Origin of the sequence: Pseudomonas sp. C9-3, from assembly GCF_032392015.1 — a bacterium.
Lineage (GTDB): Bacteria > Pseudomonadota > Gammaproteobacteria > Pseudomonadales > Pseudomonadaceae > Pseudomonas > Pseudomonas nitroreducens.
Genome location: NZ_CP135919.1, coordinates 4,238,047 through 4,254,564, shown reverse-complemented (window position 1 = coordinate 4,254,564; position 16,518 = coordinate 4,238,047). Strand labels below are relative to the sequence as shown.

Annotated in this window: 20 protein-coding genes; 10 read left to right on the top strand and 10 right to left on the bottom strand. The window is 65.0% G+C overall.

The window, feature by feature from the left end; translation table 11 throughout:
* The first annotated feature begins 9 nt into the window (after nucleotides 1-9).
* The 4 genes from RS899_RS19475 to RS899_RS19460 all read left to right on the top strand — a co-directional run bounded on the left by RS899_RS19475 (nucleotide 10) and on the right by RS899_RS19460 (nucleotide 3,085).
* On the top strand, nucleotides 10-1,203 hold the full coding sequence (locus RS899_RS19475; protein WP_233299161.1) for an MFS transporter: 1,194 nt from the start codon (nucleotides 10-12) through the stop codon (nucleotides 1,201-1,203).
* Nucleotides 1,200-1,322 (top strand): hypothetical protein, encoded by a 123-nt coding sequence (locus tag RS899_RS19470; protein WP_256233654.1) that lies wholly within the window; start codon nucleotides 1,200-1,202, stop codon nucleotides 1,320-1,322. The genes RS899_RS19475 and RS899_RS19470 overlap by 4 nt, the downstream gene beginning before the upstream one ends.
* Before the next feature lie 48 nt (nucleotides 1,323-1,370).
* Entirely contained in the window at nucleotides 1,371-1,922 is a 552-nt protein-coding gene (locus RS899_RS19465; RefSeq protein ID WP_233299139.1) for a glutathione peroxidase, read from the top strand.
* 230 nt (nucleotides 1,923-2,152) lie between these two features.
* Nucleotides 2,153-3,085, top strand: coding sequence for a DUF2167 domain-containing protein (locus RS899_RS19460; protein WP_038803295.1), 933 nt, complete (start codon nucleotides 2,153-2,155; stop codon nucleotides 3,083-3,085).
* 213 nt (nucleotides 3,086-3,298) lie between these two features.
* Here the strand turns inward: RS899_RS19460 and RS899_RS19455 are convergent, their stop codons facing one another.
* The 3 genes from RS899_RS19455 to purM are packed head-to-tail and all read right to left on the bottom strand — an operon-like array spanning nucleotide 3,299 to nucleotide 5,737.
* Nucleotides 3,299-4,015, bottom strand: coding sequence for a DUF3108 domain-containing protein (locus RS899_RS19455; RefSeq protein WP_024764562.1), 717 nt, complete (start codon nucleotides 4,013-4,015; stop codon nucleotides 3,299-3,301).
* A gap of 10 nt (nucleotides 4,016-4,025) precedes the next feature.
* Nucleotides 4,026-4,676, bottom strand: a complete 651-nt coding sequence (gene purN / locus RS899_RS19450; protein WP_313464821.1) for a phosphoribosylglycinamide formyltransferase — start codon at nucleotides 4,674-4,676, stop codon at nucleotides 4,026-4,028.
* Nucleotides 4,676-5,737: a phosphoribosylformylglycinamidine cyclo-ligase gene (gene purM / locus RS899_RS19445; protein WP_054907470.1), complete on the bottom strand. Its 1,062-nt coding sequence runs from the start codon at nucleotides 5,735-5,737 to the stop codon at nucleotides 4,676-4,678. Before purM ends, purN begins: the two co-directional genes overlap by 1 nt.
* A gap of 212 nt (nucleotides 5,738-5,949) precedes the next feature.
* On the opposite strand from purM, the gene RS899_RS19440 reads away from it, so the two are divergent.
* Together RS899_RS19440 and hda are read left to right on the top strand one after the other, a co-directional pair.
* Nucleotides 5,950-6,990 carry a DUF2066 domain-containing protein gene (locus RS899_RS19440; RefSeq protein ID WP_315807867.1) on the top strand — a complete coding sequence of 347 codons (1,041 nt, stop codon included), beginning with the start codon at nucleotides 5,950-5,952 and terminating at the stop codon, nucleotides 6,988-6,990.
* 145 nt (nucleotides 6,991-7,135) lie between these two features.
* Nucleotides 7,136-7,840 (top strand): DnaA regulatory inactivator Hda, encoded by a 705-nt coding sequence (gene hda / locus RS899_RS19435; protein ID WP_024764559.1) that lies wholly within the window; start codon nucleotides 7,136-7,138, stop codon nucleotides 7,838-7,840.
* Nucleotides 7,841-7,864: 24 nt separating this feature from the next.
* Here the strand turns inward: hda and RS899_RS19430 are convergent, their stop codons facing one another.
* The 3 genes from RS899_RS19430 to arsC are packed head-to-tail and all read right to left on the bottom strand — an operon-like array spanning nucleotide 7,865 to nucleotide 9,261.
* Nucleotides 7,865-8,314, bottom strand: coding sequence for a DUF2069 domain-containing protein (locus RS899_RS19430; RefSeq protein ID WP_054907472.1), 450 nt, complete (start codon nucleotides 8,312-8,314; stop codon nucleotides 7,865-7,867).
* Nucleotides 8,315-8,911 carry an NAD(P)H:quinone oxidoreductase gene (gene wrbA, locus RS899_RS19425; protein WP_315807866.1) on the bottom strand — a complete coding sequence of 199 codons (597 nt, stop codon included), beginning with the start codon at nucleotides 8,909-8,911 and terminating at the stop codon, nucleotides 8,315-8,317.
* Nucleotides 8,908-9,261, bottom strand: a complete 354-nt coding sequence (arsC, locus tag RS899_RS19420) for an arsenate reductase (glutaredoxin) (RefSeq protein WP_315807865.1) — start codon at nucleotides 9,259-9,261, stop codon at nucleotides 8,908-8,910. Before arsC ends, wrbA begins: the two co-directional genes overlap by 4 nt.
* Nucleotides 9,262-9,386: 125 nt before the next feature.
* On the opposite strand from arsC, the gene RS899_RS19415 reads away from it, so the two are divergent.
* On the top strand, nucleotides 9,387-10,616 hold the full coding sequence (locus RS899_RS19415; protein WP_054907475.1) for a YihY family inner membrane protein: 1,230 nt from the start codon (nucleotides 9,387-9,389) through the stop codon (nucleotides 10,614-10,616).
* 157 nt (nucleotides 10,617-10,773) lie between these two features.
* Nucleotides 10,774-10,968 (top strand): hypothetical protein, encoded by a 195-nt coding sequence (locus RS899_RS19410; RefSeq protein WP_315807864.1) that lies wholly within the window; start codon nucleotides 10,774-10,776, stop codon nucleotides 10,966-10,968.
* 4 nt (nucleotides 10,969-10,972) lie between these two features.
* On the opposite strand, the gene RS899_RS19405 is transcribed toward RS899_RS19410, so the two are convergent.
* Both RS899_RS19405 and RS899_RS19400 read right to left on the bottom strand, forming a co-directional pair.
* A complete protein-coding gene (locus RS899_RS19405; RefSeq protein ID WP_054907494.1) occupies nucleotides 10,973-11,368 on the bottom strand; it encodes a hypothetical protein in 396 nt (131 codons plus the stop codon).
* Nucleotides 11,369-11,553: 185 nt separating this feature from the next.
* Nucleotides 11,554-12,963, bottom strand: coding sequence for a PilZ domain-containing protein (locus RS899_RS19400; RefSeq protein WP_315807863.1), 1,410 nt, complete (start codon nucleotides 12,961-12,963; stop codon nucleotides 11,554-11,556).
* Between the two features lie 30 nt (nucleotides 12,964-12,993).
* Between RS899_RS19400 and RS899_RS19395 the strand changes: the two genes are divergently transcribed.
* Nucleotides 12,994-13,464, top strand: coding sequence for a TlpA disulfide reductase family protein (locus tag RS899_RS19395; protein ID WP_054907478.1), 471 nt, complete (start codon nucleotides 12,994-12,996; stop codon nucleotides 13,462-13,464).
* On the top strand, nucleotides 13,464-13,739 hold the full coding sequence (locus tag RS899_RS19390) for an acylphosphatase (protein WP_315807862.1): 276 nt from the start codon (nucleotides 13,464-13,466) through the stop codon (nucleotides 13,737-13,739). Before RS899_RS19395 ends, RS899_RS19390 begins: the two co-directional genes overlap by 1 nt.
* Nucleotides 13,740-13,742: 3 nt before the next feature.
* Here RS899_RS19390 and RS899_RS19385 read toward each other — a convergent pair whose 3' ends face one another.
* Nucleotides 13,743-14,699 carry a hypothetical protein gene (locus RS899_RS19385; RefSeq protein ID WP_315807861.1) on the bottom strand — a complete coding sequence of 319 codons (957 nt, stop codon included), beginning with the start codon at nucleotides 14,697-14,699 and terminating at the stop codon, nucleotides 13,743-13,745.
* Between the two features lie 8 nt (nucleotides 14,700-14,707).
* A complete protein-coding gene (locus RS899_RS19380; RefSeq protein ID WP_315807860.1) occupies nucleotides 14,708-16,423 on the bottom strand; it encodes a proline--tRNA ligase in 1,716 nt (571 codons plus the stop codon).
* Nucleotides 16,424-16,518 lie beyond the last annotated feature (95 nt).

Sequence of the window (16,518 nt, the reverse complement as noted above, 5' to 3'; positions counted from 1 at the left end):
ATGTCGAAGCTGTCGCGTACGGGGTTCTGGATACTGCTATCCGGCGCCCTGATCCTCGCCCTGTCCCTGGGCACCCGCCACGGCTTCGGCCTGTTCCTGGCGCCGATGAGCGCCGAATTCGGCTGGGGGCGCGAGACCTTCGCCTTCGCCATCGCCCTGCAGAACCTGATCTGGGGCATCGCCCAGCCGTTCACCGGCGCCATTGCCGACCGCTTCGGCGCGATGCGTGCGGTGGTGGTGGGTGGCATCCTCTATGCCATCGGCCTGGTGCTGATGGGCTATTCCGATTCGGCCTTCAGCCTGTCCATGAGCGCCGGCCTGCTGATCGGCATCGGCCTGTCTGGCACCTCGTTCTCGGTGATTCTCGGTGCGGTCGGCCGCGCGGTGCCGCTGGAGCAGCGCAGCATGGCGATGGGTATCTCGGCGGCGGCGGGCTCGTTCGGCCAGTTCGCCATGCTGCCCGGCACGCTCGGGCTGATCAGTTGGCTCGGCTGGTCTGCCGCGCTGCTCGCCCTCGGCCTGATGGTGGCGCTGATCGTGCCGCTGGCCGCGTTGATGAAGGACAAGCCGCTGCCGATGCAGGGGCATGAACAGACACTGGGCGAGGCGCTGCGCGAAGCCGTCGGGCATTCCGGCTTCTGGTTGCTGTCCCTGGGCTTCTTCGTCTGTGGCTTCCAGGTGGTATTCATCGGTGTGCACCTGCCGGCTTATCTGGTGGACCGCCACCTGCCGGCCACCGTCGGTACCACGGTGCTGGCGCTGGTGGGGTTGTTCAACGTGTTCGGCACCTATATCGCCGGCTGGCTCGGCGGGCGAATGAGCAAGCCCAAGTTGCTCACCGGCCTGTACCTGCTGCGCGGTGTGGTGATCATCGCCTTCCTTTGGGCGCCGTTGACGGTCTGGACTGCTTACCTGTTCGGCATCGCCATGGGCCTGCTGTGGCTGTCCACGGTGCCGCTCACCAACGGCACGGTGGCCACGCTGTTCGGCGTACGCAACCTGTCGATGCTCGGCGGCATCACCTTCCTGTTCCACCAGATCGGCGCCTTCCTCGGCGGTTGGCTGGGCGGCTACGTGTATGACCACACCGGCAACTACGACCTGGTCTGGCAGATTTCCATCCTCCTCAGCCTGCTGGCCGGCCTGCTCAACTGGCCGGTGCGCGAGCGTCCTGTCGAGCGCGCCGCGCTGGGGACAGCGTGAAGCGCCCAGTGGTGATCGGGCTGGTGCTGGGCCTCGGCCTGGCGCTGGCGGGCCTGGCGTGGTGGGGCTGGCAACGTGGTGGCCTCGCGTTGATGCAACTGGGCATGGGCAGTTGCTGATGCCCGTCGTGCGGGGTAGCGTGACGGGATAATTCGAGGATCACTGCCATGCGTCTCTCCCTGCTCGCCCTTTCTCTCATCTTGCCGCTGGCGGCCCAGGCCGCCGATTGTCCGGCGCTGCTCAAGACCCAGGGCGAACTGCCCAAACTGCGTTCCAAGGATGTGCTCGACCTGTGCGAGCTGTACGCCGGCAAGCCGCTGGTGATTGTGAATACCGCCAGCCACTGCGGCTTCACCCCGCAATTCAAAGGGCTCGAAGCCGTCTACCAGAAGTACAAGGGCCAGGGCCTGGAAGTACTCGGCGTGCCATCCGACGATTTCAAGCAGGAAGACGCGGACGCCGCCGAGACCGCGAAGATCTGCTACGGCAACTACGGTGTGACCTTCAACATGACCTCGGTGCAGCACGTCAGCGGCGACGAGGCGATCCCGCTGTTCAAGGACCTCGCCCAGCAGGCCGACCAGGTGCCGCGCTGGAATTTCTTCAAGTACGTAGTGGACCGCCAGGGCAAGGTGGTGGCGGAGTTTTCCAGCCTGACCAAGCCGGATGATCCGGAGCTGCAAGCGGCAATCGAAAAGGCCATCGCCAGCCAGCCGTGAGCGTGCGAATGAGCTCTTTGTAGGAGCGAGCTTGCTCGCGAACCTTTTGGCACAGGCCCTGCCGGCTGATTTGTTCGCGAGCAAGCTCGCTCCTGCGGGTGAATACTGGCTCCGTGCCCGAATGCAGAAATTTCCTGTTACAGACCGACTGGGTCAGTGAGACAATCCGCGCCCGGCGCCACCACCGGTGGCCGCCGATGTCATGGATTCGATTCAGGAGATTCACCCCTATGGATGGCAAAGCCCTCTTCCTCGTTGCCTTGCTCGCCCAGGCCGTGGCCGCCCCGGCGTTCGCTGCACCCGCTACCTCCAACCAGAGCGAAGCCCCCGCGGCTGCCGCTGCTCCCGCCGCCGAGTCGGACGAGGAGATGTCGCCCGAGACCTTCGTCGCCAGCCTGCACTTCCAGAAGGGCAAGGTGGTAGTGGGCGACAACCTCGCCACCTTCGATCTGCCGGACAACTTCGTCTTCCTCGACAGCAAGGATGCCGAGCGCGTACTGGAAGCCTGGGGCAACCCGCCCAGCTCCGAGCCGCCGCTGGGCATGTTGATGCCGGCCGGTGTCTCGCCCTTCGAAGCTGCCTCCTGGGCAGTGACCGTTCAATACGAAGAGAGTGGCTACGTGTCCGACGAGGACGCGGCGAAGATCGATTACGCCGAGATGCTCAAGGACATGCAGGACGACCTCAAGCAGGCCAATCCGCAGCGCGAGCAGCAGGGTTTCGAGGCCATCCAGCTGATTGGCTGGGCCGCGCCGCCGCGTTACGACGCCGCCGAGAAGAAGCTCTACTGGGCCAAGGAGTTGCAGTTCGGCGACGCCAAGGAGCACACGCTGAACTACAACATCCGCGCGCTGGGCCGCAAAGGCGTGCTGGTGCTGAATTTTGTCGCGGGCATGGAGCAGCTGCCGGAAATCGAGAAGAACGTCGGCAAGGTATTGGCGATGACCGAGTTCAACCCGGGCAACCGCTACGTCGACTTCAACCCCAGCGTCGACAAGGTCGCAGCCTACGGCTTGGGCGCGCTGATCGCCGGCAAGGTTGCCGCCAAGGTCGGCCTGTTCGCCACCCTGCTGGTCCTGCTGAAGAAGCTGTGGATCGTCCCGGCCCTGGCTATCGGCTGGATCGCCCGGCGATTCAAGCGCAAGCCGTCGAACGAAGGCTGATACGCAGCCGATGAACAGCCGGGCAGATGCCCGGGTTTTTGGGCTCTTCGTAGGACCGAGGGGGACGCCCAGTCCTTGCTCGCGAACCACTTGATGCCGGAGCCGCCTGGAACTCTGTTCGCGAGCAAGCTCGCTCCTACAGGGTCATGGCAACAGCGCAAGCGGACAAGAAAAAGCCGGGCAGATGCCCGGCTTTTTCTTGGTGCGGAAGGATCAGCCTTTCTCGCCCTGAACCGCCTTGCCGTTCACGGTGCCTTCCTTGAGCATGATCTGGTACTCCTTGCCGTCGGACTCCTGCTGGTACAGGCGCACGAGGAGGAAGTCCCAATCCTTGGCGAACCAGAGGATGGTCTTGCGGTTGCTCTTGGTGGGGTCACGCACGCGCTCTACCTTGATCGCGGTGATCAGGCCGGCCTGGGTACGCACCTTCTCTTCGCCGAGAACACGGAAGTCGTAGGTATCGACGTCGGTCCCCTCGATGACCTGGTAGCTCATGGCTTTCTTGCCAACGGCCACGTCATGCTGCAGCGCGAGCTGGTAGGTGGACTTGTCCAGCTGGCCCTTGTTCAGCGGCTGGCGTACCTGGTCGCCACGGTCGCTGCCCAGCACCTGCTTCTCGGCCCAGTCGAAATCGAGCTCGGTCTGCTTGTTCTTGCCCAGGCCTTCGCGGGCCCAGCGGTAGGTCAGCGGCAGGTAGGTGTCGTTCTCGACCTTGAACGTGCTGTTCTCGGTCAGGCTGGCCAGCAGCATGGAGGCCTTGAAATTCAGCTCCCAGCGGCCGCCGTCGCCTTGCTTGAGGCTGCGGGAGGCGGTGCCGCTGATGGGCATCTGCTTCCAGTCGGCGGTGTAGCTGGCGTCGAACGGTTCCAGCTCATAAGCCTGGGCCGGCAGGGTCAGCACGGCCATCAGGAATAACAGAGCTCTACGCATCGCGAATCTCCTAGGTTCGGTACGAATGGCCGGATGCGGGCAGAAGCTCCCCATCCAGCATGGCGCCATGTTCGCCCAGCCTGACTCGGCCTTCGGCGAACCAGCGCATGGCCAGCGGATAAATCACATGTTCCTGCACGTGCACGCGCTGGGCCAGCGTTTCCGGCGTGTCGTCAGACTCTACCGGGATTGCCGCCTGTACGACCAGAGGCCCGCCATCAAGTTCCTCGGTAACGAAGTGTACGCTACAGCCGTGCTCGGCATCGCCAGCCTCCAGCGCCCGCTGGTGCGTGTGCAGGCCCTTGTACTTGGGCAACAGGGACGGATGGATGTTCAGCAGGCGGCCCTGGTAGTGACGCACGAAGTCGGCGCTGAGGATGCGCATGAAGCCGGCGAGCAACACCAGGTCGGCGTCAAAGCCATCGATTGCCTGGATCAGCGCGGCATCGAAGCTTTCGCGGTCGGCGTAGGCCTTGTGGTCGAGGAAACGGGTCTCGATGTGGGCCTGGCGCGCGCGCTCCAGGCCGTAAGCGTCGGCGCGGTTGGAGATCACCGCGCGGATCACTGCCGGCGTGTCGGCGCCGGCGAGACTGTCGATCAGGGCTTGCAGGTTGCTGCCGGAGCCGGAAATCAGCACCACGACATTGCAAGGTGTGGACATCAGTGGCCTTTCAGGTTGTTCAGGACCACGCGCTCGGCGTCGGCGGCGCAAGCCTCGATGCGGCCGATGACCCAAGGCTGCTCGCCGGCGTCACGCAGGGCCTTCAGGGAAGCCTCGACCTGATCCTGGGCGACGCAGATGACCATGCCGACGCCGCAGTTCAGCACGCGGTGCATCTCGGTCTCGTCGACGTTGCCTTTTTCCTGCAGCCAGTCGAAGACCGCCGGGCGCTGCCAGCTGGCTACATCGACCACGGCCTGGGCGTTGTCCGGCAGTACGCGCGGGATGTTGTCCAGCAGGCCGCCGCCGGTGATGTGGGCCATGGCCTTGACCGCGCCGGTCTGCTTGATCAGTTGCAGCAGCGGCTTGACGTAGATGCGGGTCGGGGCCATCAGCAGGTCGGCCAGGGGCTTGCCGTTCAGCTGGGTGGATTCGATGTCGGCACCGGAGACTTCGATGATCTTGCGGATCAGCGAGTAGCCATTGGAGTGCGGGCCGGAGGAGGGCAGGGCGATCAGGGCGTCGCCGGCAACCACTTTCGAGCCGTCGATGATTTCCGATTTTTCCACCACGCCGACGCAGAAGCCGGCCAGGTCGTAGTCTTCGCCTTCGTACATGCCCGGCATTTCGGCGGTTTCACCACCGACCAGGGAGCAGCCGGCCAGCTCGCAGCCGGCGCCGATGCCGGTGACCACGGTGGCGGCCACGTCGACATTGAGTTTGCCGGTGGCGTAGTAGTCGAGGAAGAACAGCGGTTCGGCGCCGCAGACGACCAGGTCGTTCACGCACATGGCGACCAGGTCCTGGCCGATGCTGTCGTGCTTGTTCAGGTTCAGCGCCAGGCGCAGCTTGGTGCCGACGCCATCGGTGCCGGAGACCAGCACGGGTTGCTTGTAGCCAGCCGGGATTTCGCACAGAGCGCCAAAGCCACCCAGGCCTCCCATCACTTCAGGACGTGCGGTGCGCTTGGCGACGCCTTTGATGCGTTCGACCAGGGCTTCGCCGGCGTCGATGTCCACACCGGCGTCCTTGTAGCTCAACGAGGGTTGCTTGCTGCTCATAAATCCAGGCCTATAGAAGGGATGATTCGTCTTGCCGCCGGGTGCGCCGTTTGCGCTTCCCGGCCTGCGCGGGAGGCGCGGGATTTTATCAGGCTTGCCCGGCAGCGGCCATCTCGCGCTGTTGCCGCTGGCCGGACGGCTGTTTAAGGTATAGGCCTTCATTGCCAGCTCGTTGCGTGCTGGCATCTTCGTTTTCGCCGCGAGAGCCCGCCATGCGCCTGACCGCCCGCCTGTTGATCCTCTGCCTGACGCTGTTCAGCCTGCCGTCCTTCGCTGAAACGCTGGGCAACCTGTACCAGGTGCACGAACCGGTCGCCTCCCAGCAACCGGATGAGCGCAACGCCGGCCTGACCCGCGCCCTGCAGACCCTGGTGCTGCGCCTGACCGGTAACGCCGGCGCCGCGCAGAACCCGGCGCTGGCCGGTTACTTCAAGGATCCGCAGCAGCTGATCAGCCAGTACGGCTTCGAGAACGGCCCGCCCATGGCGCTGGTGGTGGACTTCGACCCGACTGCCACCGACAACGCCTTGCGCCAGGCCGGCCTGCCGGTCTGGGGCGCCAGCCGCCCGAGCGTGCTGGCCTGGTGGCTGAACGAAAGCGCCAACGGCAGCAGCCTGGTCGGCGACAGCCAGGAAGCCTCCGCCCCGCTGAACCGCGCCGCCCAGCGCCGCGGCCTGCCGCTGCGCCTGCCGATAGCCGATCTCAGCGAACAGCAGGTCGGTACTGCCGAAAACCTCAACGCTGCGCAGCCCGACGCGCTGAAATCCGCTTCCGAGCGCTACGGCGCCGACGCCCTGCTGGCGGTGGACGCCAAGGAAGCCGATGGCAAATGGACTGCCACCTGGCGCGTGTGGATGGGTGACAGCCACGAGCAGGGACAGGCCCAGGGCGATACCCCGGATGCGCTGGCCGATGCAGTGATGCTGGGCGTGTCCCAGCGCCTGTCGCAGCGTTTCGTCGGTTCCGCCGGCTCGGCTTCGGCCCAGGTCCTGCAGATCGAGGGCGCCGACCTGGCCCGTTACGCCGAAGTCTCGCGCCTTCTGGAGCCCATGGGCGCCAAGTTGGTGGAGGTACAGGGCAACCGTCTCGTCTACCGCGTCACCGCCAGCCCCGAACAACTGCGTGCACAACTGGCCCTGGCACGTCTGCAGGAAGCCCCGGCCGAGCCGGCGCAACCGGCGGTCGACGCCAATGGCCAAGCGGTGCCGAACGCGGCCGTGCCGGCGCAGAACACCCTGCGCTTCCACTGGTAATGAGCCCTGCGGAGGCGGGCAAAGTCCCGCTTCCCGGCGCCGGTGGCTCTGAGTCGCACGTGGTAGCTGCGTTATCCTTCTGATTTGGATAAACTTTCAGTCACCAAGGCCCACCCCAAGCGATTGAAGAAACGCCCGGCCCGGCATGACTCCTATGCAGCTCCCACTCAGCGTACGTCTGCGCGATGACGCAACGTTCGCCAACTACTACCCCGGTGCCAATGCCGCGGCGCTCGGCTATGTCGAGCGTCTGTGCGAGCCCGAGGCGGGGTGGACGGAAAGCCTGATCTATCTCTGGGGCGCCGAAGGCGTGGGCCGCAGCCACCTGCTGCAGGCCGCCTGCATTCGCTCCGAGCAACTGGGCGAGCCGTCTGTCTACCTGCCGATGGCCGATCTGGTGGCCTACGGTCCGGAAATCTTCGACAACCTCGAACAGCGCGAGCTGGTGTGCCTGGACGATCTCGACGCCCTGGCCGGCAAGCGCGAATGGGAAGAGGCGCTGTTCCACCTGTTCAACCGCCTGCGCGATTCCGGCCGCAAGCTGCTGTTGTCGGCCTCGGTGTCGCCGCGCGAGTTGGGGGTGAAGTTGCCGGACCTGAAATCCCGCCTGACGCTTTCGCTGATCTTCCAGCTGCACCCGCTGACCGACGACGAGAAGCTGCGCGCCCTTCAGCTGCGCGCCTCGCGCCGTGGCCTGCACCTGACCGACGAAGTGGGGCGCTTCATCCTCACCCGCGGCGCGCGCAGCATGCAGTTCCTCTTCGACCTGCTGGACGAACTGGACAAGGCCTCGCTGCAGGCGCAGCGCAAGCTGACCATTCCCTTCCTCAAGGAAACCATGGGCTGGTAAGCCCCGGTTTCCCTGACTCCCTTATCAGGCGCTCGTCGCTTCCTGCTGCGGTTCCTGGCCTTCACCAGCCAGCTTGCGGTCGTACTGGAAGCGCCAGCGCGTGTACATCAGCGCCGAGCAGAACAGCGACACGCTGAGGATGATCTCCGCCCAGCCGAAGATGGCGTGGTTGGGATCGAAGGCATTCAGCACGCCGAGGATGAAGTACAGGTTGATCACGTAGCACGCCCAGGCATGGCCGCGAGCGCTGCCGATCAGGATGCCTGGCGCTACCACCAGCAGCGGCAGCAGCTTGAAGCCGAGGAACACCCAGGGGACCCAGCGCGCGCCGCCGTGGGCGTCGGCGAACAGCAGGTCCCAGATGACGATGAGCAGGATCAGCCCGATGAAGCTGCCGAGGGCGACCGCGCGGCTGGCGGCCAGCCGGGGTTTGAGCCAGTCCATGGACGGCAGCGGTTTGTTCTTGCGGGCCATTCAACTCTCCAGTTTGCGGGCAACTTCGGCCAGACGCTTTCCGAGCGCGCGGCACAGGGTGATCTCGTGTTCGTCCAGGCTGCGCTTGCCATCGGCGCCGGCGAAATGGCTGGCGCCGTAGGGCGTGCCGCCGCCGCGGGTTTCCAGCAGGGCGGGCTCGCTGTAGGGAATGCCGGTGACGATCATGCCGTGGTGCAGCAGTGGCAGCAGCATCGACAGCTGGGTGGTTTCCTGGCCGCCATGCAGGCTGGCGGTCGAGGTGAAGACTGCCGCCGGCTTGCCTACCAGGCCACCGGTCAGCCACAGGCTACTGGTGCCGTCGAGGAAGTACTTGAGCGGCGCGGCCATGTTGCCGAAGCGGGTCGGACTGCCGAGGACCAGGCCGGAGCAACACTTCAGGTCATCCAGGGTGGCGTAGAGCGCGCCTTCTGCCGGAATGTCCGGGGCGACGGCTTCGCACTCGGTGGACACCGCCGGCACCGTGCGCACGCGCGCTTCCAGGCCGCCGGCCTCGACGCCGCGGGCAATCTGCCGGGCCATTTCGGCGGTGGCGCCGTGGCGGCTGTAGTAGAGGACCAGGACGTAAGGCGTGCTCAAGGCAGGATCTCCAGTACCTTCTCCGGCGGACGGCCGATCACCGCCTTGTCGCCGACGATGAGGATCGGCCGCTCGATCAGCTTGGGATGGCTGGCCATCGCCTCGATCAGTTGGTCGTCGCCCAGTGCTGGGTTGGCCAGGTTCAGCTCCTTGTATTCGTCCTCGCCGGTGCGCAGCAGTTGGTGCGCGCCGATGCCCAGCTTGCCGAGCAGTGCCTTGAGTTCGGCCGCGCTGGGCGGAGTTTCCAGGTAGCGGATGATCTCGGGCTGGATGCCGCGTTCCTCGAGCAGTTCGAGGGCGCCGCGGGATTTGGAGCAGCGCGGATTATGAAAAAGTGAAATCTGGCTCATGTGCCGGGACTCGCAAGGCCGATGAAGTGGCGGCTATTCTAACCGCCTCCTCGGACTGGACTGAACCGCTGTCGTTCGCCGCGATCTACGAGGACGGTTTTTTCAGTGCAGCCAAAGGACACTTCATGCACGAACGCTTGCAGGGCCTGGTCGAATTCGGCCGTTATCTGGTCCAGCGCTTCCTGGCCGACAAGGCGCCCAACAGCGCCGCGGCCCTGACCTACACCACGCTGTTCGCGGTCGTCCCGATGATGACGGTGACCTTCGCCATGCTCTCGGCCGTACCGGCCTTCGAGGGTATGGGGGAGCGCATCCAGCTGTTCGTGTTCCGCAACTTCGTGCCCTCTACCGGCGAGGCGGTGGAGGCCTACCTGCGTAACTTCACCGTGCAGGCGCGCCATCTGACCTGGCTGGGCGTGGCCTTCCTGGCGGTGACTGCGTTCACCATGCTGGTGACCATCGAGAAGGCCTTCAACGCCATCTGGCGTGTACGTCAGCCGCGCCGGGGCGTAACGCGCTTCCTGCTGTACTGGGCGATCCTCAGCCTGGGCCCGTTGCTGCTGGGGACCGGTTTCGCCGTGTCCACCTACATCACCTCGCTGTCGCTGCTCTCCGGCCCCCACGCGCTGCCGGGCGCGGCGATGCTGCTGAAGTTCATGCCGCTGCTGGCCAGCGTGGCGGCCTTCACCCTGATCTATGCGGCGGTACCCAACGCTCGGGTGCCGTTCCTGCACGCACTGGCCGGCGGGGTGTTCACCTCGATCCTGTTCGAAGCGGCGAAGTCGCTGTTCGGCTTCTATGTGAGTTTCTTCCCCGGCTACAAGCTGATCTACGGCGCCTTCGCCACGGTGCCGCTGTTCCTGCTGTGGATCTACCTGTCGTGGCTGATCGTGCTATTCGGTGCGGAACTGGTCTGCAACCTGTCGTCGACCCGTCTCTGGCGTCGACGCGCCATGCCGCGTCTGCTGGTGATCCTCGGCGTACTGCGGGTGTTCTTCGACCGCCAGCGCCATGGCTTGCCGACGCGTCTGGCGCATTTGCATCGGGCGGGCTGGTTGTTGCCGGAAGACGAGTGGGAAGAGGTGCTGGATTTCCTGGAGGGCGAGCAACTGGTCTGCCGTGCCGGTTCGACCACCGCGGCCTGGGTGCTGTGCCGCGACCTGGGCAGCTACAGCCTGCACCACCTGCTCAACCGCAGCCCCTGGCCATTGCCGTGCCTGGAGGCCTTGCCGGCGACTCTGGATGAGCCGTGGTACCCGCACTTGCGGGAAACGCTGGCGCGCTATCAGGCCGACCGGCAGGAGCTGTTCGGCGATAGCCTGGCGAAATGGTTGAAGCCGTCACATTCCGAGTGACGCAAAACGTCAGTTTGCGGCGAATCTGATTCTGTCGCGGCTTTGTACCACTTCAGAAATGCGCCAATTCTCGCTATTTCAGAATTGGCACAGTTCTGGCTATGGAGGTTTCAGGACATAGGAGTCCTTCAGAAGTTCCTCCAAGGCCAGCGAATCCATGAAAAAAGACCAGAACAACGTAGTGCACCTGCATCAGCGCGATCTGACGAGCGCCCTGGAGCGGTTGAATCGAATCACTGGTCTGCAATTCAGCAGCTGGCCTGAGTCGCTCCTGCCGTCCGTCCCGCACGACAGCGCCGAGACCGTTGCGGCCGAGCCGTCGGATGAAACCCTGGTGCGGCAGCTGGGCTGATTCTTCAGAGGCTGGTGGCTACTGGACGCGCGGCGCCTGCCTGCTGCTCCACCGCCTGCATGAAGACTTCCTCGGCAATCACCCGCGACAAGGGAATGGCCGCGCGAAGCTTGATCTGCGCATCCTCGATCCGCAGGGAAAACGGCAGTCGAGCCACACCCGAGAGCAGGATGCGACTCTGTTTATTGACCGTGCCATGGTCGATCACCACTTCCCGGCTGCGCTCCCCATCGCGGTAGCTGAGCAACAGCGTCACCGGCAGGTCCGCCACGCCGGGCAGATGTAGCCAGACCGCGACATTGAAGTCGGCCAGCCGTCCTCCATTCGCCGCATTGGCCGGCCGGGCGCTGGCGACAATATGGCTGGGAACCTTGCTGACAAGCTGGTCTGTAGGCTGCATCTGGCTGTCCTGTCGCTGGAGGCTGGCGTGCATGGCGCCAGTCGCATTCTGAAGGCCGCTGAGTTATCGGCGAGCGAGAATCGTCCCGAGAGTCAGAACGAACGTTCGAATTATAAGGAGGCAGATGCCTGGCATATCGGGCCTACTGCCGATCTTGCCTGTGACATCTCTCCCAAAATCGACAATCAGGCCAGGCGCAGCGGGTGCCGAGCTACCAGTGGCGTGCTGAGGTTGGCTGCCGGCAGGGGCAGGATGGTCTGGTTGTCGAAGCTGGCCAGTTGCAGCCAGAGGTTCTCGCCTTCGACGAATTGCCCCTGGGCGACCCAAAGCCCGTGATACCAGCCGTTGCCCGGTTCCGGAGTGCTCTGCAGCACGCCGGGGTGACGCTGCGCGTCAGGTGCACGGCGCAGCCAGACCGGGCGGGGAAGCCCTTTGAGATAACGCAGGCCCAGGTGCAGCCCGTCACTGTTGAGGTGTCGCCAGCGCACCACGGCCAGGGTAGGAGTGCCGCCATTGCTGGGGATCAGGAGGAGTTGGCCCACCGGAAGCTGCCCGGCCTGCTGGCCGGAACAGAGAATGCGCGCGCCGCCCGCGCTGGCGTCCATCAGAGTGGCTTCCCGGCAAGGGCTGGCTGAGCTGTCCAGCAGGTGCTGCTGGATGGCCGGGAGGCCGACCACCACGCGGCAGTTGCCGGTTTGTTCTGCACGTTCATGGCGGCGGGTCTGGTGGCCCAGCCAGTGGTGGCGGACGCGGTCCAGCAGTGCGCCTTGCTCCAGTCGACGCAGCGGCGCGGGATCGTGCAGGGCGATCAGCAGGGCGCCCAGTTCCAGGCGGCGCAGTTGCTCCTTCGGGGCATCGCTTGCCTGCTCTGCAGCCAGGCAAGGTTGATCGGAGCCCTGGTCGACCACGAAGCCTTCCTGTTCCTCATCGTCCCAGGGCAGCAGTCGACCCAGCGCGGCCAGTGGTGCCAGCGCGCTGAACAGTTGCGGGGCTTCCCCTTCGGTCAGGTGGAAGGGATTGCTCAGGGCCAGCAGCAGGATCTGCTGGTACAGCCCGCGCAAGGTGCCTGCGGGCACCGGGTCGAAAGCGGCGGCAACCGGCTCGTCCAGGCACTCCTGATGCTCGCCGATCCAGTAGAGCAGGTGGCTGTCACGCCAGAGGCTGCCGGGCGGCTGCTGGTATTGCTGGTAATGGCGCAGCAGGGCCTGGGCGAGGAAATGCTGGGCCATGTACAAGCACCAGGCCATGTGCGGCCGCGAAGGCTTGTGGCCGTGCAGGATCTGCAGCAACAGGCGCTTGAAGCCGGCGGCCAGCTCGCTGCAGAAGTGCACGAACAATGCCGGCGGCGTCTTTTCCTGGCGGATCAGCCGTTCGTAATGCCGGTATTCTTCGCTGAGGCTTTGCAGGGCGCGCTGCCTTTCCAGTAAGGTCAGCGCGCATCGGTTGAGGCGGAACAGCGTGCCCAGGGCCTTCTGCAAACCTTCCTGCAGGGGCTGCTGCCGCGATTCCTGGAGCCCGGCCGCCAGGTTGCTCATTGCCTCGGTGTCTTCTTCGAGGATGTCCGGCACCTCCAGGCGCAGGGCATTGAGCATCATGACCACCCCGCATACACGAGGATTGAAGGCATGGGAGTGCGGCTCCGTATTGTGATGGGCTTGATGGCCGGCCTGATCCTGGCCGGCTGCTCGGCGGACTATGGCACCGATCAGCATGGACAGAAAGTACCCGCTGCCGGCGTGGATGGCCAGTGGCTAGTTATCAATTACTGGGCCGAGTGGTGTGCGCCCTGTCGCAAGGAGATTCCCGAGCTGAATCACCTGGCGGAGGAGGGCAAGGCCAAGAGCTTCCGGGTGCTGGGGGTGAACTTCGATGGGCTGCGCGATGCGGACCTGGCAAAGGCTTCACAGGCGCTGGGTGTGCAATACACCGTGCTGGCTGATGACCCTGCGCCGCGGTTCAGCCTGCCGCGCAGTGAAGCCTTGCCTGTAACCTACATCGTCGACCCTGAGGGCAAGCTGCGCGAGCAGTTGCTCGGCGAGCAGACCGCCGCCGGCGTGCTGGCGCGCCTTGGCGCGTTGCGTGAGGAGAAGCAGTAATGGCCAGGATCTGTCTGCACGGCTACATCAGTGGCAAGGTACAGGGTGTTTATTACCGCCAGAGCACCCAGGAACAGGCCGAGCGCCTGGAACTCGACGGCTGGGTACGCAACCTCGACGACGGGCGCGTCGAGCTGTTGGTCGAAGGCGAGGAGGATGCGGTGCGCGAGCTGGAGAAATGGTTGGCCCGCGGACCGGTGAAGGCGAAGGTGGCGGCGGTGGAGCTGCAGCCGATGACACCCCAGGGCATCACCGGCTTCATCGTTCGCCGCTAGGCGTCAGTTGCTGACGCCGGGGTCCGCTGCCAGGCGACCGGCGTCGGTCATCAGGCTGTGGAGGAACTCCTTCTGCAGCTCCGGATCGTTGCGGGTCAGCTCGATCAGGCTCTGTTCCAGTTCGCTGGCTTCCTCTTCCAGGCCCAGGTCGGAGAGGCGTTTCACCCGGTGTACCCAGTGGTGCACATCGTCACCTTCCAGGTCATCGTAAATCAGCGCGTGGGCTTCCTGCAGCTTGCCGCGCAGAGAGCGGCTGACCAGCAGGCTGGCATCGGCGCGGGTATCGTCCGAAGGGTCCTGGGCGCTGAACTGCAGGCGGCCGATGCGGCTGACCTCGTCGTCGCTGAACGGGCCTTCCAGCAGGTTCAGGCGCAGCACGCCGTGACGGTCGGTCAGCAGCTCCTGGGAGTTCTTGCCGGCGGTGACGGTCACCGGGCGCTCCGACCAGGGCAGGCTGGAGTACTCGGTGCGCTTGTCGCGCTGCTTCTCGTCGATCGAGGCCAGGTTCTGCTCGGCACGGCCGTTGGATTCGACGTTCATGAACGGATTCATGCCGTCGATGCCGTAGCGGATCCAGCCACGGGTGACGCTCTCGGGCAGGTTGCCCAGGGCGAACACGTTGACCACGTTGGCGCCGATACCGCCAACGAAGGCCACGACGCCCAACGGCATTTCGTAGACCTTGCGCCAGCCCTGGTACGGCGTGTAGCGGTCGTAGCGGCGGGTGACCTCGAACTCGGTGACTTCGAAGGTCTTCTGTTCCTGCACGCGAATACGGCGCTGCGGCAGTTCCAGCGTGCCCGGGGTGCCCACGTCGATCTGCAGGCTGTGGTCGAGCAATTTGCGCTCGACACGCTCTTCATGCTCGCTGCGTTGCGGCAGCTGGTTGGCGCAGCCGCTCAGCAGAAGGCTGCCGCACAGGGCGGCAGCCACGAGGCTTGAGGTACTTCGGGTGGACATCGCTCTGCTCAGTTGCCGATCTTGGCCGTGATGAAAGCTTGCAGGTCGGACAGGGCGACAGGCTGCGACTCGGCGTCACGGCGACCCTTGTACTCCAGGGTGCCTTCGTCCAGGCCGCGCTCGCTGACCACGATGCGGTGCGGGATGCCGATCAGCTCCATGTCAGCGAACTTCACGCCGGGGCTGGTCTTCTTGTCGCGGTCGTCCAGCAGCACTTCGAAGCCAGCGGCGGTGAGGTTCGCGTAGAGCTTGTCAGTGGCGGCGCGCACGGCCTCGTTCTCGTACTTCATCGGCACGATGGCGATCTGGAAGGGCGCCAGGGCGGCCGGCCAGAGGATGCCGCGGTCGTCGTAGTTCTGCTCGATGGCGGCGGCGACCACACGGGATACACCGATGCCGTAGCAGCCCATGATCAGGGTGACCGGCTTGCCGTTCTCGCCCAGTACGGAAAGCTTCATGGCTTCGCTGTACTTGGTGCCGAGCTGGAAGATGTGGCCGACTTCGATGCCGCGGCGGATGATCAGGGTGCCCTTGCCGTCCGGGCTCGGGTCGCCTTCCACGACGTTACGCAGGTCGGCGACTTCCGGTACCGGCAGGTCGCGTTCCCAGTTCACGCCGAAGTAGTGCTTGTCGTCGACGTTGGCGCCGGCGGCGAAGTCGCTCATCAGTGCCACGGAGCGGTCGATGATGCAGGGCAGCGGCAGGTTCAGCGGGCCGAGGGAGCCGGGCGCGGCGCCGATGGCGGCCTTGATGTCCGCTTCACTGGCCATCTGCAGGGGGCTGGCCACCAGCGGGTGGTTGCCGGCCTTGATTTCGTTGAGCTCGTGGTCGCCACGGACGATCAGGGCGATCAGCTTGCCTTCCTCGGCGGCGTGCACCACCAGGGTCTTGATGGTTTTCTCGATCGGCAGGCCGAACTTCTCCACCAGGGCGGCGATGGTCTTGGTCTCGGGAGTATCGACCAGGCGCAGTTCTTCGCTGGCAGCGCCACGAGCGGTCTCGCGGGGCAGGGCCTCGGCTTTCTCGATGTTGGCGGCGTAGTCGGTGGACTCGCCGAAGACGATATCGTCTTCACCGGAGCCGGCCAGTACGTGGAATTCGTGGGAACCACTGCCGCCGATGGAGCCGTTGTCCGCCTGCACGGCACGGAAATCCAGGCCGAGGCGGGTGAATATCTTGCTGTACGCGCCGTACATGACGTCGTAGGTCGCCTGCAGCGAGTCCTGGCTGGCGTGGAAGGAGTAGGCATCCTTCATGATGAACTCGCGGCCACGCATCAGGCCGAAGCGCGGACGGATCTCGTCACGGAACTTGGTCTGGATCTGGTACATGTTGATCGGCAGCTGCTTGTAGCTGTTCAGCTCGTTGCGCGCCAGATCGGTGATCACTTCCTCGTGCGTCGGGCCGACACAGAAGTCGCGGTCATGGCGATCCTTCAGGCGCAGCAACTCGGGGCCGTACTGCTGCCAGCGACCGGATTCCTGCCACAGTTCGGCGGGCTGGATGGCCGGCATCAGCACTTCCAGGGCACCGGCGGCGTTCATCTCTTCGCGAACGATGGTCTCCACCTTGCGCAGCACCCGCAGACCCATTGGCAGCCAGGTGTACAGACCGGACGCCAGCTTGCGGATCATGCCGGCGCGCAGCATCAGCTGATGGCTGATCACGACCGCATCGGAAGGGGTTTCTTTCAGGGTGGACAGCAGGTACTGACTGGTACGCATCTTTGGCCGTTTTGTCGGTTGCGAAGGGGAATATAGGCTGGGCATTGTACGGTGCAGGTCTGGCTGCGTACAGGGCGCGGCGGACGGAGAGGGAG